General features: G+C 44.9%; 25 protein-coding genes. 7 read left to right on the forward strand and 18 right to left on the reverse strand.

Annotation, left to right across the window (positions count from 1 at the left end; genetic code table 11):
• Positions 1-254 precede the first annotated feature (254 nt).
• Together betB and betA are read left to right on the forward strand one after the other, a co-directional pair.
• Complete coding sequence (gene betB / locus KDW99_RS18615; RefSeq protein ID WP_114411523.1) at positions 255-1,712, forward strand: betaine-aldehyde dehydrogenase; 1,458 nt, start codon at positions 255-257, stop codon at positions 1,710-1,712.
• A gap of 35 nt (positions 1,713-1,747) precedes the next feature.
• Complete coding sequence (betA, locus tag KDW99_RS18620) at positions 1,748-3,415, forward strand: choline dehydrogenase (RefSeq protein WP_255826812.1); 1,668 nt, start codon at positions 1,748-1,750, stop codon at positions 3,413-3,415.
• Between the two features lie 102 nt (positions 3,416-3,517).
• On the opposite strand, the gene KDW99_RS18625 is transcribed toward betA, so the two are convergent.
• The 3 genes from KDW99_RS18625 to KDW99_RS18635 all read right to left on the reverse strand — a co-directional run bounded on the left by KDW99_RS18625 (position 3,518) and on the right by KDW99_RS18635 (position 8,085).
• Positions 3,518-5,452, reverse strand: coding sequence for a bifunctional 2',3'-cyclic-nucleotide 2'-phosphodiesterase/3'-nucleotidase (locus tag KDW99_RS18625; RefSeq protein ID WP_255826813.1), 1,935 nt, complete (start codon positions 5,450-5,452; stop codon positions 3,518-3,520).
• A 172-nt stretch (positions 5,453-5,624) separates the two neighbouring features.
• Positions 5,625-7,181 carry an ATP-dependent nuclease gene (locus KDW99_RS18630; RefSeq protein ID WP_255826817.1) on the reverse strand — a complete coding sequence of 519 codons (1,557 nt, stop codon included), beginning with the start codon at positions 7,179-7,181 and terminating at the stop codon, positions 5,625-5,627.
• A 226-nt stretch (positions 7,182-7,407) separates the two neighbouring features.
• Positions 7,408-8,085: a zinc metallopeptidase gene (locus tag KDW99_RS18635; protein WP_255826818.1), complete on the reverse strand. Its 678-nt coding sequence runs from the start codon at positions 8,083-8,085 to the stop codon at positions 7,408-7,410.
• Between the two features lie 107 nt (positions 8,086-8,192).
• Between KDW99_RS18635 and KDW99_RS18640 the strand changes: the two genes are divergently transcribed.
• Positions 8,193-8,771 carry a DNA-J related domain-containing protein gene (locus KDW99_RS18640; protein ID WP_255826839.1) on the forward strand — a complete coding sequence of 193 codons (579 nt, stop codon included), beginning with the start codon at positions 8,193-8,195 and terminating at the stop codon, positions 8,769-8,771.
• Between the two features lie 160 nt (positions 8,772-8,931).
• Positions 8,932-10,119 (forward strand): murein transglycosylase A, encoded by a 1,188-nt coding sequence (mltA, locus tag KDW99_RS18645; protein ID WP_255826851.1) that lies wholly within the window; start codon positions 8,932-8,934, stop codon positions 10,117-10,119.
• Between the two features lie 80 nt (positions 10,120-10,199).
• Here the strand turns inward: mltA and KDW99_RS18650 are convergent, their stop codons facing one another.
• The 14 genes from KDW99_RS18650 to KDW99_RS18715 form a co-directional block, all read right to left on the reverse strand.
• The gene (locus KDW99_RS18650) at positions 10,200-11,117 is read right to left on the reverse strand and encodes an energy transducer TonB (RefSeq protein WP_255826853.1); all 918 of its coding nucleotides are present in this window, start codon (positions 11,115-11,117) and stop codon (positions 10,200-10,202) included.
• Positions 11,114-11,545, reverse strand: coding sequence for an ExbD/TolR family protein (locus KDW99_RS18655; protein ID WP_255826855.1), 432 nt, complete (start codon positions 11,543-11,545; stop codon positions 11,114-11,116). Before KDW99_RS18655 ends, KDW99_RS18650 begins: the two co-directional genes overlap by 4 nt.
• Positions 11,542-11,964 (reverse strand): ExbD/TolR family protein, encoded by a 423-nt coding sequence (locus tag KDW99_RS18660; RefSeq protein WP_255826857.1) that lies wholly within the window; start codon positions 11,962-11,964, stop codon positions 11,542-11,544. Before KDW99_RS18660 ends, KDW99_RS18655 begins: the two co-directional genes overlap by 4 nt.
• The gene (locus tag KDW99_RS18665; RefSeq protein ID WP_255826869.1) at positions 11,954-12,631 is read right to left on the reverse strand and encodes a MotA/TolQ/ExbB proton channel family protein; all 678 of its coding nucleotides are present in this window, start codon (positions 12,629-12,631) and stop codon (positions 11,954-11,956) included. The genes KDW99_RS18660 and KDW99_RS18665 overlap by 11 nt, the downstream gene beginning before the upstream one ends.
• Positions 12,632-12,838: 207 nt before the next feature.
• Complete coding sequence (corA, locus tag KDW99_RS18670; protein WP_255826870.1) at positions 12,839-13,792, reverse strand: magnesium/cobalt transporter CorA; 954 nt, start codon at positions 13,790-13,792, stop codon at positions 12,839-12,841.
• 268 nt (positions 13,793-14,060) lie between these two features.
• On the reverse strand, positions 14,061-14,696 hold the full coding sequence (locus KDW99_RS18675; RefSeq protein WP_255826871.1) for a DUF305 domain-containing protein: 636 nt from the start codon (positions 14,694-14,696) through the stop codon (positions 14,061-14,063).
• A 105-nt stretch (positions 14,697-14,801) separates the two neighbouring features.
• Positions 14,802-15,188, reverse strand: coding sequence for a hypothetical protein (locus KDW99_RS18680; protein ID WP_255826873.1), 387 nt, complete (start codon positions 15,186-15,188; stop codon positions 14,802-14,804).
• Between the two features lie 111 nt (positions 15,189-15,299).
• Positions 15,300-15,491, reverse strand: a complete 192-nt coding sequence (locus KDW99_RS18685) for a hypothetical protein (RefSeq protein ID WP_255826874.1) — start codon at positions 15,489-15,491, stop codon at positions 15,300-15,302.
• Positions 15,492-15,642: 151 nt separating this feature from the next.
• Positions 15,643-16,224 carry a LysE family translocator gene (locus KDW99_RS18690; RefSeq protein ID WP_255826877.1) on the reverse strand — a complete coding sequence of 194 codons (582 nt, stop codon included), beginning with the start codon at positions 16,222-16,224 and terminating at the stop codon, positions 15,643-15,645.
• Positions 16,225-16,297: 73 nt separating this feature from the next.
• Positions 16,298-17,125, reverse strand: coding sequence for an AraC family transcriptional regulator (locus KDW99_RS18695; RefSeq protein WP_255826878.1), 828 nt, complete (start codon positions 17,123-17,125; stop codon positions 16,298-16,300).
• A 124-nt stretch (positions 17,126-17,249) separates the two neighbouring features.
• Positions 17,250-17,615, reverse strand: coding sequence for a cupin domain-containing protein (locus KDW99_RS18700; RefSeq protein WP_114411510.1), 366 nt, complete (start codon positions 17,613-17,615; stop codon positions 17,250-17,252).
• 250 nt (positions 17,616-17,865) lie between these two features.
• Positions 17,866-19,206 carry an MATE family efflux transporter gene (locus KDW99_RS18705; protein WP_205116329.1) on the reverse strand — a complete coding sequence of 447 codons (1,341 nt, stop codon included), beginning with the start codon at positions 19,204-19,206 and terminating at the stop codon, positions 17,866-17,868.
• 106 nt (positions 19,207-19,312) lie between these two features.
• A complete protein-coding gene (locus tag KDW99_RS18710) occupies positions 19,313-20,557 on the reverse strand; it encodes a multidrug effflux MFS transporter (RefSeq protein ID WP_255826883.1) in 1,245 nt (414 codons plus the stop codon).
• Positions 20,558-20,642: 85 nt separating this feature from the next.
• A complete protein-coding gene (locus KDW99_RS18715; protein ID WP_255826884.1) occupies positions 20,643-22,001 on the reverse strand; it encodes an amidohydrolase family protein in 1,359 nt (452 codons plus the stop codon).
• Positions 22,002-22,028: 27 nt separating this feature from the next.
• Between KDW99_RS18715 and KDW99_RS18720 the strand changes: the two genes are divergently transcribed.
• The 3 genes from KDW99_RS18720 (at position 22,029) to KDW99_RS18730 (ending at position 24,648) form a co-directional block, all read left to right on the forward strand.
• The gene (locus KDW99_RS18720) at positions 22,029-22,160 is read left to right on the forward strand and encodes a hypothetical protein (RefSeq protein WP_255826885.1); all 132 of its coding nucleotides are present in this window, start codon (positions 22,029-22,031) and stop codon (positions 22,158-22,160) included.
• Between the two features lie 409 nt (positions 22,161-22,569).
• Complete coding sequence (locus KDW99_RS18725; RefSeq protein WP_255826887.1) at positions 22,570-23,571, forward strand: ABC transporter substrate-binding protein; 1,002 nt, start codon at positions 22,570-22,572, stop codon at positions 23,569-23,571.
• A 132-nt stretch (positions 23,572-23,703) separates the two neighbouring features.
• Complete coding sequence (locus tag KDW99_RS18730; RefSeq protein ID WP_255826903.1) at positions 23,704-24,648, forward strand: LysR family transcriptional regulator; 945 nt, start codon at positions 23,704-23,706, stop codon at positions 24,646-24,648.
• Between the two features lie 103 nt (positions 24,649-24,751).
• Here the strand turns inward: KDW99_RS18730 and KDW99_RS18735 are convergent, their stop codons facing one another.
• Positions 24,752-26,260: an aldehyde dehydrogenase (NADP(+)) gene (locus tag KDW99_RS18735; RefSeq protein ID WP_255826914.1), complete on the reverse strand. Its 1,509-nt coding sequence runs from the start codon at positions 26,258-26,260 to the stop codon at positions 24,752-24,754.
• Positions 26,261-26,429 lie beyond the last annotated feature (169 nt).

Raw genomic sequence — 26,429 nt, forward strand, 5'->3', positions numbered from 1 at the left:
ACTGGCAATGCGCCTCCATATTTCACGTGGAGGCGTTAACCTCTCGATTTCCCTCTTTTTTCCTCTCAAATTCGCCCTTAACAGCGGACACCATAACGTCATTTTTTTGCTCAAAGACACTAATTCATGGATTCGAGCTGCAATTTATAGCCAAAATATGTACAATTGTTTTTATTGAACGCGCGTTTAATAAAAAATCAAATACCTTAACAACTCTAAACAGAGTCGTTAAAACAGACTTAAAGAGGCACATCATGGCACATCAGCAGCAATACATTCACGGCCGCTACCATGCATCCACCAGCGGAGAACACTTTGAGACGATCAACCCAGCCACAGGCGAAGTGATTGCAACAGTCGAACACGCAGGACAAGCTGAACTAGATGCTGCTGTAGAGTCTGCAAAACAAGGTCAAAAAGTATGGGCAGCAATGAGCCCAGTAGAGCGCGGCCGTATTCTAAAAAGAGCGGCGGAACTATTGCGTGAAAACAACGAAGAACTTGCCCGTCTAGAAGTATTAGACACAGGCAAGCCACTTCAAGAAGCTATTTGCGTAGACATTCAAACAGGCGCTGACGTAATCGAATATTACGCAGGTCTTACCGACAAGATCCAAGGCGATTACCAAGACCTTGGCAATGGTAATTTCTTCTACACTCGTCGTGAGCCATTAGGTATTTGCGCTGGCATTGGCGCATGGAACTACCCAATTCAAATCGCCATGTGGAAATCTGGCCCAGCGCTGGCAGCGGGTAACGCCATGATCTTCAAACCATCCGAAGAAACGCCGCTTACCGCTCTTAAATTAGCTGAAATATTTACCCAAGCAGGCTTGCCCGACGGCGTTTTCAACGTCATTCAAGGCGATGCTCGCACCGGTCAAATGATCACAGCTCACCCAGGGATAGACAAAGTCTCTTTCACTGGTGAAGTGGGCACAGGCAAAAAAGTCATGACGGCTTCTGCGCAATCCTTGAAGCAAGTGACCATGGAACTTGGCGGTAAATCGCCTATGATCATCTTCCCTGACATGCCAGTAGATCAAGCCGTTTCTGCCGCCATGCTCGCCAACTTCTACACCCAAGGCGAAGTATGTACTAATGGTACTCGAGTTTTCGTTCACGCCGACATGTTGGACGCTTTCACCAAGGAATTAAAAGAACGCACCGAAGCTATGATCATTGGCGACCCGATGGACATGGACACGCAAGTGGGTGCCTTGATTTCCAAAGACCACATGCAAAAAGTACTTGGCTACATTCAAGCCGCTAAAGACGCAGGCGCGACATTATTGTGTGGTGGTTACCAAGTCACGGAAAACGGCTTAGACAAAGGCGCCTTTGTTGCTCCGACTGTGTTCACGGATTGCACCGACGACATGCCACAAGTTCGCGACGAAATCTTCGGCCCAGTAATGTCTGTACTTAGCTTCACCGACGAAGACGAAGCCATCGCTCGTGCTAACGACACCAAGCTAGGCTTGGCCGCTGGCGTATTTACTAAAGACTTCGCTCGCGCTCACCGTGTAATTAACCAGCTACAAGCCGGTATTTGCTGGATCAACTCATGGGGTGCTTCACCCGCTGAAATGCCTGTAGGTGGTTACAAAGAATCTGGTATCGGTCGTGAAAATGGCATCGAGACCTTGTACCACTACACTCAAAACAAAAGCGTCTTTGTCGATCTGAACGACATTCAAAGCCCTTACTAGGCGGGTCGCTTAACTTTTAATAGATGAGAAAGGTCATGGCAAACGAAACGTACGATTACATTATCGTCGGTGCTGGCTCCGCAGGGTGTGTGCTGGCAGACCGACTGACAGAAAGTGGCGAACACAAGGTATTGCTACTGGAAATGGGCGGCTCAGATAAGAGCGTCTTTATCCAGATGCCAACCGCCTTGTCTTATCCAATGAACACGACAAAATACGCGTGGCAGTTCCACACAGACAAAGAGCCAGGTCTTGATGGTCGCGAAATGCATTGTCCACGCGGCAAAGTATTAGGCGGTTCGTCATCTATTAACGGCATGGTCTATGTGCGTGGCCACGCCTGTGATTTCGACCAATGGGAAGAAAACGGCGCCAAAGGCTGGAATTACCAAACTTGCCTGCCTTACTTCAAAAAAGCCGAAACATGGAAAGGCGGTGCGGATTTATACCGTGGCGGCGAAGGCCCATTGTCGACCAACAACGGCAACGACATGACTTACAACCCGCTTTACCAAGCCTTTATCGATGCAGGCGAAGAAGCAGGTTACGGCAAAACCGACGACTACAACGGTTACCGCCAAGAAGGCTTTGGCCCAATGCACATGACGGTAAAAAATGGTGTGCGTGCTTCTACGTCGAACGCCTATTTACGTCGTGCCATGCAACGCCCTAACCTGACACTCAAAACGGGTGTATTGAGCCACAAAGTCATCTTTGAAGGTAAAAAAGCCACAGGCATTGAGTTCAGCAAAAACGGCCAAACTCAGCAAGCTATCGCCAGCAAAGAAGTGATTCTATCGGCTGGCTCAGTTGGCTCACCACAGTTATTACAACTGTCTGGCATAGGTCCGAAAGACGTCTTAGATAAAGCCGGCGTACCAGTGCTTCACGAACTGCAGGGCGTTGGTGAAAACCTGCAAGACCACTTGGAAGTCTACTTCCAATACTACTGTAAGAAGCCTGTGACGCTAAACAGCAAGCTTGGTTTGATCAGCAAAGGCTTGATCGGTACACGCTGGATGCTTTTCAAAACGGGCCTTGGCGCGACTAACCACTTTGAATCTTGTGGTTTTATTCGCTCTCGTGCTGGACTAAAAGCGCCAAATATCCAATACCATTTCTTGCCAGCGGCCATGCGTTACGATGGTCAAGCCGCAGTTGAAGGTCATGGTTTCCAAGTACACGTTGGTCCAAACAAACCTGAAAGCCGAGGAAAAGTGTGGATTGAATCTGCTAACCCAGCGGCGAAGCCGCGTATCTTGTTCAACTACATTTCGACCGAGCAAGACAAACAAGACTGGCGTGATACGATTCGCCTAACTCGTGAAGTGCTGCAACAATCTGCACTAGACGATTACCGTGGCGATGAAATTCAGCCGGGTATGAACGTCCAAAGCGACGAAGAAATCGACCAGTGGGTAAAAGAAAACGTCGAAAGTGCTTATCATCCATCTTGTACTTGTAAGATGGGCGATGACAACGACCCAATGGCCGTGCTGAACGAGCAATGCCAAGTGCGCGGTATCGAAAGCCTTCGCGTGGTGGATTCGTCTATTTTCCCGACCATCACCAACGGTAACTTGAATGCGCCAACCATCATGGTGGCAGAAAAAGCCGCCGACATGATTCTTGGCAAAGCAGCGTTACCAAGCTTAGATGCGCCCGTTTGGATTCACCCAGAGTTTGAAAGCAAACAGCGCTAATAACAAAGTAAAAAAGCCCATAAAAAAACGCCTGCTAAATCCTAGCAGGCGTTTTTCGTTTAAGCGCTTCGCTCTATTTCAATAGCCGTTATTTCAATTCAGCTATTTAATCTGAAACACAGCAAAACCATTGTCGTCTAAAGACTGGTAGGACATGTTTTTACTCGCTGCCTCTTTGGCTTTTGGCGACGTAGTAAACAACACCTTCGCTTTACCGAAACTCGCAAACGTCCAGTTACCGTCGGCCGCTGGATTTATGGTTGTCTGGCTCAATAAGTAATTTGCCACCACATCGCGGTTCTTATCTGGCGCATCAATAACAATGGTCTCGCCATTAAGGTTAGGGAAATGGCCACCACCGCCCGCACGATAATTGTTGGTTGCCACCAAGAACTCATCTTTCATTCTTAACGGTTCACCGTTAAACATCGCCTTGGTAATGCGATGTGCGTCTTTATTAACCACCTCACCGTCCGCATTGTAACGAGCAGGCTGGGTGACATCGATCTTGTACGAGATACCGTCGATTACATCAAAGTTATAAGTTGGGAAAGATTGATTTACCAGTTCTTGTGACTTAGCAGAGCTAGCATCGATTTGATTAAACTGGCCGGCAGCCGCTTCTAACCACTCAACTACTTGTTCGCCAGTCAACTTCACGACTTTTAAATCGTTTGGATAGATGTACAAATCACTGACGTTTTTCAACGCAATGTCACCCTTTGGCACATCGGTATAATACTCTGGACCGCCGCGACCACCCGCCTTAAACGGCGCTGCGGCAGACAAGATAGGCAAACCTTCATAAGACGTACCACGAACAATATTTTCCACGTACCAAATCTGCGCATTATTCACGATCTGGATCGATGGATCATCTTGCACGAGAGCAAAGAAGCTATTAATGTCTGCAGTGGATTCACCCACTTTGCGACGCATATAAGCCAAAGTACCTTCGTGTTCGGTTTTCACCGCGTCATTAATGCTCGCATCGGCTTCAACCAAAGCCACCGTATTACGGCCTTCACGACGCGCAATGGCGCGCACTTCTGCTTTGCCACCGGCGACTTTCCAACCATTGCCAGCAGGCTCAAGTTTCAGATCAATCACCCCAAGGTGAGAACCCCAAAAACCGGGCATAGTTGCAGGTTTCCCAAATACCGTGCCTTTTTCGCCATCCACACCTTCAAAGGCGTCTAATGCTTTGTCGCCAGGGAATATTCGATGCGAGTGACCAAACAAAATCGCATCAATACCATCGACTTTTGCAAGATGATAAGACGCGTTTTCTTCGCCTTTCATATAAGGGGAATTCATCATGCCACTGTGCGGAATCGCGATAATCACATCCGCGCCTTTGGCTTTCATTTCAGGAATGTATTTGTTGGCGGTTTCGATAATGTCTTTGGCGATGACTTTATGGGTTAAATTGTCTTTATCCCACGTCATAATTTGTGGTGGCACAAAGCCAATGTAACCTACTTTGACCGTTTGTTCTTTGCCGTCAGAATCGACGAAGGTTTTGTCTTGAATCAGATAAGGCTGGAAATACGGCTGATCGTTAGACGCATCGTTGTCACCGTCGTCTACATACACATTCGAGTTAACATAAGGGAAATTAGCGCCACTTAAACTTTTCATTAAAAAATCTAAGCCATAGTTAAATTCGTGGTTACCGATATTACCCACATCGTAATCCAACAAGTTCATCGCTTTAAACGCCGGGTGCGTTTCACCGAAGCGCAATACACGACCTTTCGCCACATAATCACCCAACGGCGTGCCCTGTAATAAGTCACCGTTATCCACCAATACAGAGTTCGTCACTTCCCCACGCGCAGCTTTAATCAAAGTCGCCACACGAGACAAGCCAACTGCATCGCTTTGCTTATCGCCGTAGTAATCGTAATCCACTAAATTCATGTGAATATCTGTGGTTTCCATGACTCGCAGGTCAATGGTAGAAGCCTGTGCCATCGCAGCAAACAGCAAAGAAGAGGCGAACACAGTCGCGCCCTTAGGAACAAAAAACGTCATGAAAATACTCCATTCACAAAGATCTTTCTTATTAAAAAATACTAACCAAAAAGTCAGTTTTTATAGTAAGACGATTTTATGCGAACTTCATGCCTTTTTTGTGACAGTTGGTTTTGAGAAGGTTTAGTTATTTCAACTAAAGACCTCTTCTTTAGTTGATGTAGTTATTAATCTAAAGTAAAGCAGTTTCAATTTTGGTAAAAATGTCACGAAAATCAGTTTCGAAATTTTGTTTAATATTCGAAGTTAAAATTTGAATGCAATGTAATTCGTCGAAGCCTAATTGCTCAGCGATCTCATAAAATTCATTATGTTTTCCGGCCTGAAGACCATATTCCAAAAATTCACATAGCTCATCCTCATCCGCATCTACTTGCTGAGCTAAAGTTTGCGAAGTTTCAATGTTCTTTTGAACGATCCAAGCTTCTGGCCAAGTATCTCCAGGCAAAAAAGATACTTTTTCTTTAAACCATTCAACAAACTCAGGGCTGCTTGTTTCCGACATATCTTTTGCATGCTTCAGCAGCTGATTGTATTTATTTTTTTGGTCGCCATCGAATATAGCCAACACTAATTTCTCAGGATGTCTAAGGAATGCAGCCGCAAGCTGTCTTGATAATGCAGCAGCAGACCCAATCACTCGAATTGACACCCTTGATCTAAGCTTTGTTGGTAGTAACGCAGAAAGAAGAGACTTTGCCACTCCATCTTCAACGAAAATTTCTAGCTCTTCGTCCTCTTTAGCTCCCATCTTTGCCATAGCAAACTCAGGAGAAATAGAATACGTTACTTTGGTTTTACCACCAATCGCTTCTATATATCTACGCCCATCGGGAGGTAATTGTTGGAAAACAATCTTAGAATGTGTAGTGCATATGACTTGCGATTTTTGTTTTATACAGGACTCTTTTAACTTCTGAATTAGCTTTCGCTGAGCGTCAGCATGAAGCCCTAATTCAATCTCATCAATAACGAGTAAGGCCCCCTTACCTGCAGAATATAAAACTCTAAAAATTTCGAATAGCGCGTTTTCACCTGCTCCCATATTCAAACCTGAATATTTCACTCCTGCCACCTCCACAACTGGTAGTGTATATTTGGAGTGTTCTAGGAACCTCAATGATTCGTAATTTTTACCTAAGATATAGCCAACAGTATCTTTGACTTCATCTTCCCATCCAAGTGGAGCCTGTTCCGAAAACTGTTTAGAGTATGATCGTGATTGGCTTCTTTCACTATGAGGAACTACACGGCTAATACCAATAAAAACAACAGTCCTATGAACACGACCAGCATAGTAATTCCATTTACCAGCCTCCTTCTTAAAACGTTTTTGTACTCCAACACCCAAACCGTTTGGTAGGCTTGGTGATTTTTTCCAACTATCAAAGGCAATAGAATAGTTGATTTCAACCCCTACTGGAGAAATTTCGCTACTATGCTGAATAAAAAAATCTGAAAAAGTATAATAAGTAGCTTTTCTATCTTTGAGCTTATATGCCTTTTTTTTGTTATGGAAAGCACAACAAGCTAAAGCTAAAATAGTTGATTTGCCGGCTCCATTTTTTCCCGCTATCGCAGTAATTGGGTAATCAAAGCTGAGATCCATTTCACTCAAGCCTCGCAGCTTACCTTTCTTTAGCTCAATTCGTTTGAGAAGTCCGTGACTGTAGTCATTTGAAAACCAATCTCTTAGCTTTTTATCTTTATCGCTTTCTCGGTATTTCATGAATATTCCTATTTTGAGCTAATCATTAATCCTTATTCACTGATACTAAAACGCTTACCTACTTTCTACCAGTAAAAAGCGAGCAAGAACCAAACGGCGTTTTGATGAGGTAGGCGGTAGTTTCGAAGATAAACGCCGTTTGGTTCGAGTATTGTGAGGACGTGACATGTCGGATCACGGTCGTGCCTCCCTCATCCCGACCTACGAGGTGGGGGGAAGAAGTAAGTTATCGCTTAAACCAGCGCCATACGAAGAGTACTTTGATAAGTGCGGCAGCGACGTAGGTCATGGCGCAGGCGGTGAGGATTTTCTTCACTTTGGGTAGGTCTTCCTGTGGGATGTAGTTGCCTTCTCTCAAAATGGGAAGTGCTTTGTTGAAGCTGGCGTCCCATTCTTCTGGCAATATCGCTAGTTGCACGATAACCGCTAATAATCCGGATAAACCAACAACCAAGGCATGCAAAGGCACAGCGTAGGGAATATGTAGCAGCAAGCTCAAGGCGGGCCAGCCAAGTAATAAACCTGCGGTGATTCGTCGAGCAAAATGCGCCAAGGGCAAATAGCGAGTGCTGAGGTGGGAAATTTTTTGCTTCTTCTCGTGGGCAATGGCATGTCCTACTTCGTGAGCCGCCACAGCAACCGCCGTTAAAGAGCGACCACTAAGGACACTCGGACTAAGGCGAACCGCATGTTGACCAAAGTCAAAATGATCATGGCCTTCTTGTGCGGCTTCTACTTTTACTTCATTTAGTTCAAAGCGTTTCACCAAATGTGTCGCCAGCTCACCGCCTGTTCCAGGTAAATCTTCGCGATCCGTGGCGTAGCGCTTTAAGGTATATTTTACCCACGCGCTTGGCCCAACAAACAATAAAAGAGCGATAACAATACCCACAATCCATAACATAACGTTGTCTTTCTATTACCCAAGTTAAAAAAGTTCCGGCTCAACTTTGACCATTTTTAGGTTCATCACATACACTGTAGTAAATACCTAAAGTATACGAGCTAGATATGAAAAATCCTTTAGTTGGTCCGATTCTCGCGATCCTAAAAAACCACCCAAATGGTATGAGTGAGTTTGACATACTAAAAGAGCTAAAGATCCAGCTAACAGAATTTAGTCAGCTCGCGGACGATCCTAATTTACAACTGTTTCGTCAGCACTTTCTCATTATGAATGCTTTGTATCAATTGCAAAGCAGTCTCTGGCAAGAAGAAAAGCTGATGCTAAACATCAGTGCACTTCGAATTCACCTAGTTAGCGCATCCGATATTCAATTGTCTGCTAGTACCAGTTTAAACGACAGCGTCGATGCAAAGTTAGCGGCTTACTACTTAGACTGGGAAGAATACGAAAAAACCGATGAAGATGAAGTTTCTCGCCTTCTTAATAGTTTTTACAAAGGAATAAGCTTATCGGGCAATCGAGATTCGGCCTTAAAAACCCTGCAAATAGACAGCAACAACCCTACCAAGACGATTATCAAGCAACAGTATCGTAAGCTCGCACAGAAGCATCACCCAGACAGAGGTGGCGACCAAGATATCTTCATTGGACTCAGACAAGCCTATGAATACCTCATGTTCTGATCTCTATGGCGTTGGCAAAGTGTAAAAGCCTTTCCCTATCGTTGCTTTCATTTCTATAAAAACACAAGATGAACCTCGCCCGCTATTCATTGTCAAAACAGGCGTGGTCAAAACTCAACTATTTATTATTTTACCGATTCATTTTATAGAAATAGGGCTTATGATTTTTTCTTCTTTTTTACGACACCTTTTACCGCCTAAAACACATCGCCGCTTCCTAATTCGTCCTCTTTGTCTCATTTCTTTTACCTTATTGAGCAGCTGCAGTGTTAACGAGATTGATAGCTCCAATGACTTTGAAAACAATGGCCGAGACACAACGTCACTGAAACGTGAGACATTGTATTTGAAAGAAAGTCTGCCACCGGGCTTGCCCATGCCTGACGAGAGCTTCGAAAATGGCTTACAGCAACAACTAAAATACTTGAACCGCATTGGCGATAAAGATTTCGTACTTGAGAACACGCAAACCAGTGCGGCAGATTTAAAAATCGTTGCTCAAGAAATTGGTAAATGGTTGCACAACCCCGCACAACAGCCGCAACTCATTGCTCATCAATTATCAGGGCAAGACCAAAGAGGCAACGTGCAAATCACAGGATACTATGTACCTGTTTTACCGGTGCGACACTTACCGGATGAGGTCTATCGCTACCCACTTTATCGTAAACCGGCACAACGAAATGTTGACGGAACTTACCCTTCTCGCGAAGAAATAGATTTTGAAAATGCCCTCGCAGGACAAGGATTAGAAATTGCTTACACCTCTAGTTTGGTCGACAATTTTTTCTTGCATGTGCAAGGTTCTGGCGTCGTTCAATATGAAGATGGTGAGCAGAAGCTCTTGTCTTGGGGCGGAGTAAACGGTCATGCTTATCGCAGTTTAGGAAAAGAACTGATTGAGCGAGGTGAAATCGATCGAGCCCATATTTCCGCCCAAAGCATTCGCCAATGGCTAAGTGATCACCCAGATAGAAACCGTGAAATTTTATCCACTAACCCAAGTTATTTGTTTTTTAGCGAAGGCCCCAAAAGCCCAGTTGGTGCGGCTAACGTGCCATTAACGCCTTTGTATTCCGCCGCAGTTGACCCCAATGTCATTCCACTTGGCTCCATTTTATTGGCACAAGTTCCGAAGCTAGACACTTACGGTAACCTAGTTGGCCATGAGTTTCGTCTTTTGCTAGCGCAAGATAAAGGCGGTGCGATCAAAGGGCCGGGGCACATTGATTGGTACCAAGGGATAGGCGAAGAAGCGCACTTCCATGCGGGCCAGCTAAAGCATTTTGGCAAGGTTTGGTTATTACTACCAAAGAATCCAGCGCCGAAAATTCTCATTGCTCAGTAAGCTATTTTTGAAACAAAAACGCCGCGCTTTGAGTATTAAAGTGCGGCGTTTTTATTCTTCAGTATCTCAGGTTCACTATCTTATCTAAGATCACTTAGCTTAAAGGACACTGGCAAGTTAATTCGCAATTCCGTTTCAACCATATCCTTTGAGAATTTAGGCAAAGGCGTTGAGCGTTTTATCATGTCCAATACCGCATTATCCAAACGCTTATGGCCAGAACTCTCTGTGATTTTTACATTTGATACAGAGCCATCCGCATGCGCCACGAATGATAAGGAAACAACGCCTTCTTCATTACGACGACGAGACGCTCTTGGGTAACGTTTATTCTGGGCTAAAACCGATGTTAGCTTGGTAAAATAGTTTGCTTTAGCGCCTGGATTACCGCCACTGGTTGCAGCCGCTGCGCTTCCCGTTGTGGCTTTTTGGTTCGCCATTGATGGTGGTGAAACTTGCTTAGGAGCCGCTTTAACAACTGGCGCTTCTTTTTTCGGCTCTGGTTTAGGTTCTGGCTCTGGTTTAGGTTCTGGTTTAGGCTTAGGCTTAGGCTTAGGCTTAGGCTTAGGCTTAGGCTCTGGCTTTTTCACTTCAATTGGAGACGCCTGCTTAACTTCAACAGGCTCAGGTTCTGGTTCAACAACTGGCTTTGGTTCAACTACAGGTTCTGGCTCTGGCTCAACTACAGGTTCTGGCTCTGGCTCAACCACAGGTTCTGGTTCTGGCTCAACAACGGGGTCTGGCTCTACCTCTTCTTGAACCTCTTCCTTTTCAATCGGTTCTTCTACTGCTTCATCAACTTCTTTCACTTCTTCTTGAGCGGCTGTCGATTGAGCTGCAGCACCAAGATCACCAACCATGCCTAGATCGAACTCAATACCTTGTGAACCCACAGACTGACTACCTACGGATGGCGCGTAAAATACCGCATAGAAAGCAGCTGTATGAACAGAAATAGCCAAGCCACCTGCAATAATCCAATGACGTGTGGAAATCATTTATTTTCCCGCTCAAGCTGTGTCGCCAAGCTGACTTTAGTAAGACCCGCTAAACGCACTTGATTAAAAATGGGGCGAAGTTTTTCTAACGAAATGGCACCATCGGCTTTAATTTGCACCCAAAAATCGTCCTGATCGGATGATGCAGCAAATGCTTGTTCTAAATAGGCTTGAATATCGTCGACGACAAATAGTGCATCATCCACATATAAGCTGTCATCCGCACCCAGTACAATCTCAATATTTGGGTCCGTTGCCGCTCGGTTATCGTTAATCGATTGAGGTGGAATAACGGCGATAGGATCAGCTTTTTGAATTTGCCCCGCGACCATAAAGAATACCAACATCAAGAACACCACGTTAATCAGTGGCACCATATTGTCGTCGTTGCTGGCGTTTCTCGCAGCGTATTTTTCACCTATCTTCATTTCGCCTCCGGCATAGCAAAGGCATTCGCAATCGATACGGTTTTTGCACCATTAAGTTTTAAGCGATCAGCAAGATGCATCAAGGTCTGTAGAGTCACACCATCTTCCGCTTTGATGACAAAAACGCCCTCATTATGATCTGTGACGAGCGCTTGAAAACGAGATTGATCGGAGAAACTAATGGCTTGGTCATCAACCCAAACCTGATCGTTATTTTGCTTCAAGGTCAGAATTAGGTTGTCTTTCTCTTGCGGCGGAGTCTGAACATCGGAAGCGACAGATAACGGCGTATCGACAATACGCCAAGGTACAAAAGTCGAGGTCAGCATGAAGAACAGTAGCAATATAAACACCACATCGATCAGTGGTGTTAAGCTAATCGCATTCTTACGCTTTGGTTGAGACAAATTAAGCGGCATGCAACATCTCTTGAGCAGCCTTTTCAACAAGGTGCTTGGCTTCTTTACTGGTAAAAACCTGTGTAACTGCGTCATTCATATTATGAGCAATACGCTCTACTTTGCGCTCTAGCCAGCTTTGTAATGTCACAACAGGAATCGCTACTGCTAGACCGACTGCTGTGGTTAACAACGCTTGCCAAATACCGCCCGATAGAACGGAGGGATCTACTTGGTTACCAGCACCTTCCATTTGTTGGAAAGCCGTTATCATGCCTAATACCGTACCGAGCAAACCTAGTAATGGGCTCAAAGTCGCAATAATTTCTAAAGGGCGAAGATAAGAGCGCAGCTGATTCAATTGGTTCATAGCGCGACGCTCTACCTCTTCACGAATAAGATCCGCTCGAGTATTGGTCGCTAGCAAGGCACGCATTGTGTAAGCAAGTAATGCATCAATTGGACGTTTTTCATCGAGTTTTTCGAGTGCGTCTTCGCCACTACCTTGACGCCACTCACTCAAAGCCAAATTACTTGTCTTCAAGCTTTCCGCGCGAAGTGAAGAGAATTGCCATAGCTTTAACAAAACAATTGTCAGAGCAACGACAGAAAATACCATCAGTATCCACACCACAGGTCCACCGACCTGTAAAAAGTCGACTATTTTCTGTTGAACTGAATCTTCCACGACACTCTCCAATGAATAAAAAACACTAAACAAATGGTAGTCATTCTCAACCACGTTTTCAATAAGTAATTACTCAAATAGAAAGATATACAGACTAGAACAGTCTATTAACAAGAAAATACACAGGGAAGTAGACAGAAGAACGGCATGATCTCATAGGTATCTATTAAATCATGCCGTTTTATAGTGGTAACGTATTAAGAAATCTTATAACCAGCCACGGTGTTTAAAATACCAATAAGGCGCAAACGCAGAAAATACCATTAGCCCTAATGCTGCTGGATAACCAAAATCAAAGCCAAGCTCAGGCATGATTTTAAAGTTCATTCCGTAAATACTGGCAACCAAGGTTGGCGGCAAAAACACAACAGAGGCAATAGAAAAAATCTTGATGATTTTATTCTGCTCAATATTAATAAAACCCTGAGTGGAATCCATCAAGAAGTTAATTTTGTCGAACAGAAAGGTTGTATGAGACATCAAGGTTTCAACGTCACGCATGACCTCACGTAAGGTTTCTGAATAATCTTGTCGATTAGGCAAATGTCGCAACAAGAAAGAGATATTACGCTGCGTATCCATCAAACACAGGCGAATTTTTCCGTTACTGTCTTCTAGACGCGCTAATTTTTCGATAATGGTATCCAGCTCGGTTTCGTCATCCTCTAACACTAGGTGGCTCACGTCTTCCAACTGACGATGAGAATCTTCTAGCGTATCCGCGTGGTTCTCCACTTTATTCTCAAGTAAAGTCACTAATAAATGAGCTGGAGAATCGACAATAATTTGCCCGCGACGAGCACGCATACGCAACAACCTGAAATCGGCTAACTCTGTTTCACGGATAGTGATTAGCCTGTCTTGCTGCAAAATACAGGCAACCGTAGATGTTTTATGACGCCCTTCCGTTTGGTTCAAAAATAAAGAGTGGACATGAATACCGGCTTGGTCGACAAAACAACGGGCAGAGGCTTCAATTTCTTCCACATCATCGGATTCAGGAAGGTCCGTTCGTAATAACGCCTTTAGTTGCAAGCGTTCATCATCATCCGGCTCGGCAGCATCAATCCAGTTGGCTTCTTTTTGAAGGGTGGCAAAGTTCTCGTCTTCTTTGGAAATCTCTTGAATCAATCCATTGCGGATTTTAAAAAATCTTAACATGCTACATCCTCGATATGCTCGGCACCTTATTTCAGCCTAATCACGTAATTTGGCACGGCTCGCAACCTTTAGAATAAACACTGGAGATGTGTGTTTTATGACGTTGAAATAGGTTTGTGTGGTTGCAAGAGCACTTATTGTATCTCACGCAGGAAAGAAACAGCAGGACAAAAAGGTACTTTCGAGGTTGGAGAGATGCCCAATAATAACCCCTCCCGGTAGAATTATCGGGAGGAGTTATGAGAGGGCTTATTTATCAAGAAAGTACTTAGTACTGCTGCATGAAGGCGATTTCGCGATTTTGGTCGTTAATAACCGCTTTGGCCATTTTTATTAGCGCTGGGTCACGGCTAAATTCAAGAAGTACTTTTGCCATGGCAACAGCCGCTTCATGGTGTGGGATCATGCCTGCGACAAAGTCACGATTCACATCGCCACTTGCTGACAACTGATTCATATCCAACATCATTTTTGCATTAATAGCAGCATAGGCGGCTTTAATTTTTTCAGCGTCAGCAGATGGTCTCGCTTCCTCATGGCTTGCAAGCCAATCTCGCATAAACGTAATTTCGCTCGATTGCGCCGCCACAATATCAACCGCCAAAGGCTTCAACTTGTCAGAAACCTGCGCTGATGCAAGCAACTGCGTCGCCATATCAATCGCACCTTGGTGATGAGGAATCATGCCAACCACAAAGTCGTAATCAACATCACCGGTCAGTTCCGCAGAATGCATATCCATCATCATTTGCTGGTTGCCTTGCATAAACTGAGAAGCATGCTCGGAATGATCCATTTGATGATGATCCATATCGTCCGTTGATGACGAAGCGGTACAGCCAGCAATCGCCAAACTCATAGTTAGCATCGCTGCAGCAAAAAAATATTTTTTAAAAAGTGTCATAGTTTTATCTCTCGTTATTGAGTACTTACAAACAGCTCAGACGTTATTCAGCATTATGAATAACGCTAAGACCATCAGTGATATTAGATGCTGTTAAATAGACAGCTAATTCGCAATTAACGCAGATAAACGGGGAGGAGGCGTGACTAGTTCTAAGGAATGATATCGCCATTTTTCAATCAGCGACAAAGCAGGCCAATACACAACAGTAGAAGCCAGCAACAAAAGCACAGGAGGCAAAACTGCCAACGCGCAATGATCAACACAATCAGAGTAACTCATATTTTTAGCATGATCATGCGAGGCAGAAGTAAGGTTCATATCAGACATTGACGACTGAGACATTGACGCAATGTTCTGATGCGAAGCGTGCGAAGAATTCGTATAGGACAAAGATGCATAAGAAGTCGCCTGTGTCGCAGCGGATAAAAACAGCCACAATCCAGCTAAACAACACATCATAATCCAGACGACTCGCGGCACGCTCAACACATCATCAGTCCTACCGATAAAAACATCTGAACAGCATACCCCTCAAATATAAAATCGACAAATATCTCTAAGAAAAATCCCTTGTATTCAGTATCACTTTTTTGATTTCTCCTATTTTTTAGGGAAGGCACTCAGTTCTTTAGCAAAGGTAAATACATTACCTTTGCTCACTTCGGCCTCAAAGCTGTCTTGCATGATGCCCATGTCTTTGCGCAGTTCATGGGACAGAGACGCAAGCTTCTTACGAGATAGGTAACGCTGAAAACACACCGAAAAGTGCTGTAGTAATGCAATGATGATCATACCAACCTCCTGACTCAATAAACTGTCTTAGTGAGTAATGATAGATGGCTTACTACCAGCTAAACAGACGCAGACAGATCATTAAAAAGGCATACAGACGACAATACAGATCATCTGTATTGGTGATTTTTAGTTATTCTGTTTGCTTGTATTAAGCAAAGATAAATCGATAAGCCACATAAAATAATAACAGCGCCATAATACGATTCACCCACGCCATGATTTTAGGGTTCATTGCGGCTTTTTTTAGTTGAGAGCCCGCTAACAAGTAAGTACTTGGTGCTCCGCATGCCATAACGGCAAGCCCCAATGACCAAACGGCAATTTGACTGCCTTCAATATGAAAGCGAGGAAATTGCACGCTAACAATCGGCACAATGGCCACTAACGATTTAGGGTTACACAACTGAAGAATCAGACCCGTTTTAAAACTCACTGCCTTGTCTTGTGATCTCACCTCTGCCTGCTGAAAACTCGCTTTCAGAATTTTCACTCCTAGATAAGCAATATAAATTCCACCCAAAATGGCGATAATCGATTGATATTTAAGAGGAATAATATCACCCCCTAAATAGCCAATCAGAAGAAATAAGATCAGCATGGCCAACCCGACGCCGACACAATACAAAAAAGCACGCCAGCCTTGGCCATTTACGCCAGCCAAAAGTGCCAACATATTAGCAGGGCCAGGACTGTACATAACGCCAAAGGCATAGATGATTATTGCGAGCATGAGAGTTCCTCAAATGGATATTTGATACAAAGACGTAATAGAAAAAGAATTAGCTATAAGGTGAAGTTTGCCGCTAAGTACGCAGCAAAGTACGCCTAAATTGATAAGGCGTGAGCCCAAACATGGGCTTAAATCGACGATTAAAATAACTCAGGTCGGTGAAGCCAAAGGTAAACGCCACGTCGGCTGGAGACATTCCTAGCTCAAGCGCGTCTTTGGCGCGGTTCATTCGATAATTTTGCCAGTATTGGTGAGGCGTCATACCAAAATAATCACGGAAGCAGCGCAATAAATGGTACTTCGACATATGCGCCACTTGGCTTAATTCATCAAGTGACACTTCTGCACCCACATGAGCATGTAAATACTCGCGCACTCGTTCAAAAACAGGGTCTTTCACGCGCTGCTTAGCTTCTATTTGAATGCCCTTTTGCCGTGCCAAATATTCAGCAAATTCAAACAAAGCAGAGGAATACTCCAGCGCAGACGTAGCAGAACTTTCTACCAAAGCAGCCAAGCGCAAAATGTGTGCTTTGAGTACGGCATCATGCTGCACAGGAAGTTCGATACGAAAGTCTTGCGCGCGACGAATACCAGCACTTTCAAGCATGGGAGTTAATTGATCAGGATGGACATAAAGCATCTTGTAGTGAAGAGGATCATCCGCACCAGAATGACCATCGTGAGCTTCTTCCGGATTAAACACAATCACATTGCCAGCATAGCTTTTGTGATGTTCACCTAAAGCAAAAAAATCCTGACGACCAGATAAAGTTACGCCGAAAGAAAACTCCTCATGGGCATGAGTGCCATAAGAAAAATCGCTCATAGAGGCTTCCAGCAACATCACCTCATCGAGGGCTGCACTTTTCGCAAACTGAAAATGATTTTCTACTGACATCACAACCTCCCGAAACTAGCCTAATCAATAACAATAGACTAACCAATAACAAACAGAAAAGATTGGACGATATTGCGGTATTACAACTTATTCCGCACTAGCTCAGTATCAACTTGTTATTGCGCTATATCCAATCTTGCTTCTCGAATGATACCGTTACTTCACTTTCAAGTTTGCCAGTATGAGCTGTCGATAAAGGCTCAACCATCATAAAATGAGTATCTTTTTTTGCTTTAGGGCAATGCTCTACACCCTTAGGGACAACAAACATTTCACCAGTGTTGAGTACAACATCTCCGCTTCTCATCTGCAAAGTCAGTTGCCCTTTGAACACAATAAAAAGTTCATCTTCATGCTCATGTGTATGCCAAACAAGCTCATCACTTCCTTTTGCTATTTTAACTAGTTGGCCATTTGATTCCGCAATAATCTTCGGAGCCCACTCCTCTGTGAACAATCCAAACTTTTCGTTAATATTGATTTTATTCAATGCATTACTCTCCGGAACAAGACTACTTTTGATAGTACGTAGGCACGCACATTTCACGCTTACCCAAAGAGAAAGCGTCTAACAAAAGACTAAAAAAACGGTTAATTGATGAATTCTTAAAGGCGCATCTAAGTCTAAATTTCTTGTAACTTAAATTCATAAGAATGCGTCAGGATCAGACTTAAGCCCCTGAAACAATAGATATAGACTAACCAATAACAAACAGAAAAGATTGGACGATATTGCGGTATTACGTCTTATTCTGTACTAGCTTTTTCTCAACCTGTTCAAGCGCTCTGCGATACATACGCCAAGCACAAATACCCGCAAGAACATTACCGATCAAGACGCCGAAGAACAGCCCTTTAAGTCCGGCTAATTCAGAACCAATCCATAGACAAGGCAAGAAGAAGGCAAACAGTCGCAATGCAGATATTGTCAAAGCGGTATAAGATTTACCAAGCGCATTAGAGATCGACACCATCAACATACAAATGCCGAGTAGGCCTAAACTCACCGGCACTATCATCAAATGCCAATGCAAAATCATCGATACTTCTTCATCACTGGTCATCAAGTTCGCCAACAGACCCGAGACGAAGAAAGTAACCACTGCAACCAATAGTTGAAATGATAATACGAAACGACAGGCTAAACGCACAACATAACGAACATCATCTAAACGCCCTTCGCCTAACAACCGTCCGACCATGGGTGGCATCGACATAGTCAGCGCCAACACGGCCACAATAGAGAAAAATTCAAAGCGCGAGCCCAGCGCCCAAGACGCTACCGCTGCCGTACCAAATCCAGCAATCAGCTTAGTCGCCAACATAGAAGAAACTGGCGGCAGCAGCTGGCTCACCATCGCAGGCCCCATAATATGACCTATCGACGTCAAACTTTTGCCGACATTGAGATCTTGCCAATCAAAGGTAATCCAGTGCTTACGAGCGACTTGCGGCGCAACAATCAAAGTACCTAAAGCAAACGCCACCGTGGTTGCCATCGCGGCGCCATTCAAACCAAGATCAAAAGTGAAGATAAAAATAGGATCCAGCACCAAGTTAAGCACGCTGGTCACAATCATCATGATACCTGGCAACATGGTATTACCATTAGATCGACAAATGCTGTAATAAAAATAGATGAGCGCCCCGACCCAAGCGCTGAGTAACCAGTGAGGCCAGTAAGAATCGATAACAGGATAAACAGAATCCGGCGCACTCAATAACGCCAAAATAGGATGACGTGAGAACCAAATGATCACACTAAAGAAAGCAATCCCCACACTCCCCATCATTAATACCAAACCACCTAATTGCTTGGCATAACGCGTATTCCCTGCCCCTAAAGCACGAGAAATAATCGCCGTTGTTGCGATCCCTAACCCGACTTGCAGACCAATGACAACCATCTGAATGGGCAGAGTAAAACCCTGTGCAGCTAAGGGCAAAATACCTAATTGTCCGATAAAGGCACTGTCCACCAGCTGAAAACTCATCAACGACAAAATGCCAAACATCATTGGCCATGTCATGGAAAAGAGTTGCTTCGCTAAGGAATCAGATTGGGATATTTGAGATGACATAGAAATAGGTATGCTCTTACTTAAAAACTGAGCTTACATTCTAACCTATTTTGGTGAACACTGGATGACACCCACCTTCACCCAACCAACTATGCGCTGAAAAACCTTATTCTACGGTATGACGCTGGCTGTACTTGTACCCATACCTCAGCATCACAAAAGCAATGATAGAAAAAATAACAAAACCGCTTGCCAATGGCGTCACAGTAAAGTGATAAAACTGCCCAATCACGGTCGATAAAATAATCGCCAGAAAGCTGGATAACGATGAAATAACGGAAGCCCCAAGCCCCGCCATTTTTCCTAGCGGCTCCATCGCCATGGCGTTTACGTTTCCAAACACCATACCGAAGCAGGAAAACATCACCATTCCCAACCCCATAAAGAGCACAAACGGCGGCACACCATCAAAGTAAAAAGTCGATAACAGCAAAACAAAAGAAGAAGTTAACAGTACGCTCAACGCACTTATCACACAGCGCAGCATACCGATTCGCAGTACAATCTTGCCGTTTGAGAAATTGATAACAGCAGAGCCAATCGCCAACATGGCAAAGAACAAAGGAAAGCGATCGCCCGTGTCATACACATCCTGAAAAATGGATTGAGCAGTGCTTATATGCAACATCAAACCACCAAAAATACAGCCCAATAACACAGTATAGGCCATGACATCACCGCGGCTAAGTATGATACGAACATCGGCCACTAATCGTTTTCGGTTGAGTGGAATACGGTTTTCTTTCGACAAAGTTTCAGGCTGACGCAGCAGCAACCATAATCCCGCAATGGTTGCTTGAGTCATCAACAAACCAAAAATCCAACGCCAATCTGCGACTTGTAACACGAGCTGCCCAATAGAGGGAGCAAGCATAGGCACTAAAATAAACACCATCATCACAAAGGACATAATGCGCGCCATCGCCGCGCCTTTGTACATATCTCGTATCAAGGCACGAGACGCTATTTTTGGCCCTGCAACGCCAAACCCTTGTATCATGCGACCCAGCAAAAACATCTCGATAGACGACGCCAACAACGCCACCACTGAACCGACAAGATATACAGAGATACCAAGTAAAATACTCTTTTTGCGGCCTATGGCATCGGACAAAGGCCCAAAGAAAATTTCCCCAAAGACCATGCCCAAAATCATTGCTGAGACGATCCACTGGGTTTTCTGATAATCCACCACCGCCAGAGACTCGGCAATGAAAGGAAACGCCGGCAACATGGCATCCATACTCAACGCCGTCAGCGACATCATCAGAGCAAACAAAGCCACCAATTCTTTTTCAGCCAAGCGCTTTACATGCAATCCAGTGGGTTGTGATGAATGAGAAAGTGACATCCTATTCCTTAGCAACGAGTAAAATGGATCAATAGTTTACTCGTCCGCTACTCTATCTCCAATTAATTCACTGAGAATCTCACAATCAATTCACTGGCGATTTCGCTAACAACGCCAACACAGCGGCTTTTATATCATGCACTAACTCGGCTTCATCCACGCCCAGCACTTGGCCGTTTTCAACCACAGGTTTACCATTCACAAAGCTGTGTTTAATCAGTGCTGGCTCACCACATAAGATTGGCGTTTCTAACGGGCTGTGTACGCCCGAAAAACGCGGCGCATCAAGGGAATACAACACCAAATCCGCAGCATAACCTTCGGCTATTTGACCTGTTTTAAGCCCCAAAAGATCCGCGCCATTTTGTGTTCCCCATTTAAGTACTTGTGTCACGTTCGTTGCTGTTGGACCACCCTGAGTGCGATGTAACAACCACGCGAGATTCAACTCTTGTAGCATAGAAGCGTTTTCACTGGATGCCGATCCATCCACTCCAAGAGTAATGGGAATACCCGCCTTTTCCATCGCTAACACTGGTGCAATACCACTTCCAAGGCGACAATTTGATGTTGGACAATGGGCAATTCGAGTCTTGGTTTGCGCCAGCAACTCAATCGCATGGGCATCAGCTTGCACCAAGTGAGCAAACCACACATCATCGCCTAGCCAATCACAATGACCAGCGTAATCAATCGCGCTCATACCAAAGTTTTGTTGCGCCATCTGCTCATCAAAAGACACTTCTAATAAATGCGAATGGCGCAGTAAGTTTCGCTCTTTTGCCCACTGAGCATAACCACGTAAGTCTTCTGCTGGTGAGGTGTGAACCAAGCTAGTCGGCGCAACAACCAAGCGTCGCATACTGAGTGGACTAGCGTCATGATAACGTTTGTAGGAAGCATCAAGACGATCCAGTGACAAATCCAATGACTCTGGAACAATGCCGCTGTCTTGCATGCCTTTATGGCTGCCTTGCACCGTCGCACCACCGCGACACAACACCAAGCGAATCCCTAAGTCTTCCGCTGCACGCCAAACAGCGTCTTCCAACTCCGGCGATGTACTCGCATGGTACAAATAATGATGATCTGCACAGGTGGTCACGCCAGAACGCAGTTGTTCGTACAGGCCTAATTTCGCTGCTACATACATTAAATCTGGCGTGATTTGTGGCCAAAACCGATATGGTACGCTGGCTAACCATTCTCCTAAACCTTGGTTTAAGCCTGCTGGAACGCCTTTTAGAATAGATTGGGCAAGGTGATGGTGAGTATTTACAAACCCTGGATAAAGCACACACTCTGACGCATCGATCAACTCGTCATCAGGCTCGCGTTCTAATGTGGAAGAAATGGCGGCAATCACGCCATCTTTAATACGGATATCTTGAGGAAGCTCATAACCTGCAACGGCTTTGGCTTGGCGAATCAAATACTGGGGCATAACACTCTCCTTATTTAGGAAAGAGCAATGTCCAGGCCACAAGGCTTAACCGCTTCTACTCTTCATTTCATCAATAATCTAACCTCTTTAACAAGCAAACCTTGTACCAGCCTCATCAGTGACCATAACGACACAGCACACGCTTATGAAACGGCTTAGTTCTCTCACTGTGAGATATATTCTTGGTGCAACTTTCTCACAACTCGCCCAATTCAAGTGCAGAACAGAGCGCTAACAACCGTATTATTGCCGAATTTATAGGCAAATTTATTTGGCCTGCTTGTTGCTTAGTCATAAGTAGCGCAAATAGTTTGCGTGACGCAATGAGTAGAAGCGGTCAAATTTGGTGTCGGGTTCCAACAAACCAAGTTCGGGCATTGCTCACTGCCTTATCGACAACCCAAAGAGGATGTCGAAAGGGAAGTGACAGCCGTATCTACCTAATTCGACTGTGTACCCAGCCCTCTCGCTCTTTCCTCATCTTGTATTCTTTGTGGTTGTTTCACTAACTGAGCTTGGCTTGCTTTGAAAAGCACAGCCAGATCTATGATGAAACATGGAGAAAACAATGAACAAGACAACCCTATTTCGTAATCTATGCCTAGCTGGGGCCGTGGCAGTGAGTGCTTTAAGCGGAACTACGGTTTTCGCCGCTGATAAAGTAAAGTTTCAGCTCGATTGGTTACCTGGTGGCGATAAAGCACCCATTTATGTGGGCATCAAAAAAGGCTTTTTCGAAGACGTTGATTTAGACGTCTCTGTGGCAAGCGGCCGAGGTTCAACCGACGCGATCAGCAAACTCGCCACCGGTAATGCCGACATGGGCTTATCTGACTTGGTCGCTTTATTAATGGCAAAAGCACAAAATGATGTGCCGGTATCAGCGGTGTATTCTGTTTTTAGCAAAGCGCCTCATGCTTTCTTTGTACCTGCTGATTCAGACATTAAAAGCGTCAAAGACGTCGCAGGAAAACGCATAGCCACCTCGCCTTATACGTCTTCAAATGTTTTTTTACCCTTATTGTTAGAAGTGAATAACGTTGATCCAGACAGTATCAAATTGGTCAAAGCAGACGCTGGTGCGCTAAACCCAATGTTACTTTCCGGTAACACTGACGTGGTTATTTCATGGATAACCGATACGGTAATTTATCAGCAACAAGCCAAAAGCGCCGGTCAAACTTTGCGAGTATTGCCATGGTACGATGCCGGTTTAGAGTTCTACTCGACCTCAGTTATTGCATCTGACCGCTTTATTAATCAACACCCAGATACAGTCAAACGCTTCATTGAAGCTTACAAAAAAGCCATTGCATACACTTGGGAACACCCAGAAGAAAGCGGACAAATCGTTCATGACATAGTGCCTGAAGTTGATGCTAGCACTGCAACAGATACGATTAACTCAATAAAATCCTTGGTATATAACGCCGTCAGTGATCAAGATGGCTACGGCGCATTTACCAAAGAACGACTCGCCACCACATGGAAATGGACAGCCGAAGCGCAGAATATTCCTGTCGGAAGTTTTGACCCTGAAAGCGCTGTAAACCGCCAATTTATCCCTTAATTCACATCATAATTCAATGAACTCAAAAACTCTTCAAAAGCCCATTTATTTGGGCTTTTTTATTGCTATTAGACGCAAATAGCTTCTATTTAGAGTAAGATATCTTCATTAAAAACAATAACAGAGGTCGATATGGACATAGGTCTGGCCAAGCATTTAAAACTCAATCAACTGCGTTTAATTTCGGTTATTTCCGAGCATGGTCAATTGGGCATTGCCGCCGATGAAATGGCAATGACACAGCCTGCTGCGTCACGCATGTTGAGTGAAATTGAACAAACAATCGGTACACGTTTATTTATTCGTCACGCCAAAGGCATGGAACCAACCTTAGTTGGTCAAGCTGTGGCACGTCGGGCGCACAACCTCTTGGTTGAGTTACGCGATCTTGCCCGTGAAGTGGATGAACTAAAAGAAGGCGGCGGTGGAACCACCGCCATTGGCGCGGTAACAGGTGCGGCCGTCGGTTTTGTCATTCCCGCTATTCAGCAACTGCGTGCTATCGCACCCAAAGCAGAAATTGATATTAACGTCGATACCAGTGATGTTTTGGTGCGCGATTTAGTCGCTGGACACAATGACTTCGTGCTTGCCCGTATTCCCAAGCAATACGACGCCAACGAATTTGAGATTTACCCAGCGCGCACAGAATCGGTCAATTTATTAGTTCGTAAAGACCATCCATTAGCTCACTTAGATGTCGTCAAAGTAAAAGATTTAGCTCATTTTGAATGGGTCATGCAGTCTCATCGCGCTCCCATACGCGAAGCGGTTGAAGCCGCCTTTATGGAAGAACGCGCCGAATTGCCATTAAGTATCACCAACAGCACGTCATTATTGGCATTGATCGCGATTCTAGTTTCTTCTAACGCCATTGCACCTATGGCAAGAGAAGTGAGCGACTTGTTGGTTGGTCATAAAGTAAAAGCCGATTTAAAAACGCTTAAACTAGACCGAAAAATAATCATGAGTCCTTATTATTTATTACAAATGCGTGGTCGCCAATTATCGCCTCTTGCCAATCAGCTCAAGCGTTTAGTGCTTGCCGAGCTGGAACAAAAGCCAGCGAACACGTAACCCTTAGTGATTAACTTGACCAAGAAGCAAAAAAAAGCGAGTCGGTTGATTTAACAACCGAACTCGCTTAATAACCCGCCTTGGGATATTTAATTCATCACCACTAGCCTGCTAAATCTTTTGGCAACAGAGCTTTTGGAATATTTTGATAACACACTGGGCGCAAGAAGCGACGAATCGACAAGGTGCCAACTGAGGTTGCACCGAAGTTTGTCGACGCCGGATACGGCCCGCCATGTACCATGGTATCGTTCACTTCAACACCTGTTGGGAAACCATTCGCTAGCAAACGACCCGCTTTGCGCTCCAACACTGGTAGAAGTTTCTGACAAGCTGCATGATCGCCTTCATCAAGATGAATAGTACAGGTCAGCTGGCCTTCCAAATGACGAGCCAACTCAACCATCTGCTCGACGCTTTCCGCCAGAACCACCAAACCAAGAGGACCAAAGACTTCTTGATGAAGAGTTGGGTGATCTAGCCATGCTTGACCCGTTACCGTGAACAAGTTTGGTAATGCCGTTCTATCTGTTGTGTCTGCGTTACGAACAACCGACTCAATACCTGTTTTTTCTATTGCCGCCACACCTGAGCGGTAAGCATCAGCAATGCCATCCGTTAGCATGGTTTGCGCAGAGATCTCAGATAGAGCCGCACTCGCTGCTGCAATCATGGCTTTTGAATCGGCGTTGTCTAACATCACCGCAATACCAGGGTTTGTACAGAACTGCCCTGCGCCCATAGTCAATGAACCCGCCCAGCCTTTACCTAACTCTTCAGCACGGTTTTTCACCGCTTCCGGCATCACAAACATTGGGTTCACAGAACCCAGTTCGCCAAAGAAAGGAATCGGCTCTGGACGCGCCGCACACAAATCAAACAAAGCACGACCACCCGCCAAACTGCCAGTAAAGCCAACCGCTTTGATTAACGGATGCTGAACTAAAGCTTGACCAACTTGACGGTTACCGCCTTGGATCAAAGAAAAGACGCCGGCTGGCATCTTGCAACGTTTTACGGCCGCATCAACGGCTTGAGCGACTAATTCACCCGTTCCCGGATGAGCTGAATGACCTTTCACTACAACAGGACAACCTGCTGCTAATGCCGCTGCGGTATCGCCGCCCGCTGTTGAAAACGCCAATGGAAAGTTAGACGCGCCGAACACAGCAACAGGACCAATTGGACGCTGCACCATGTACATATCTGGACGTGGTAATGGGGCACGATCTGGCAAGGCTTCATCAAAACGACGATCCAAGTATTCACCAGACAAAATACGCTCAGCGAATAAACGTAGCTGACCTGTTGTACGGCCGCGTTCGCCTTGCAAACGTGCGACTGGCAAGCCTGTCTCTTGCACGCCAACCTCAGTAATTTGATCGCCTAACACATCAATTTCATCAGCAATCGCATTCAAAAAAGCAGCACGCTCTTCACGAGTGGAATAACCAAATTCCTCAAAAGCAGCTTCGGCTGCTTCTACCGCTGCATCCACATCTGACACGCGACCAACGGCAAATTCATGAGAAGGTCCTGTAGCAGGCGTTGAAGAAAATGTTGCGTCGCCCTTTACCCATTTACCGGCAATAAAATGCTGTCCCGTTAACATACTCACTCCTCTCTTTAATAAATGAAATTCAATACATTAAATTAAATTAAGCTCTGAAGTAGCCTAGCGATGGCAAGCATCAAGCCCAAGGATGGGCGTTACGCCCCTCGCGGACAGGGATGTCCGTTGGGGCGGTGCTGCCATCACAAGGCAGAGTCAGACTTAAAAA

The organism is Marinomonas rhizomae (assembly GCF_024397855.1).
Classification (GTDB): domain Bacteria; phylum Pseudomonadota; class Gammaproteobacteria; order Pseudomonadales; family Marinomonadaceae; genus Marinomonas; species Marinomonas rhizomae_A.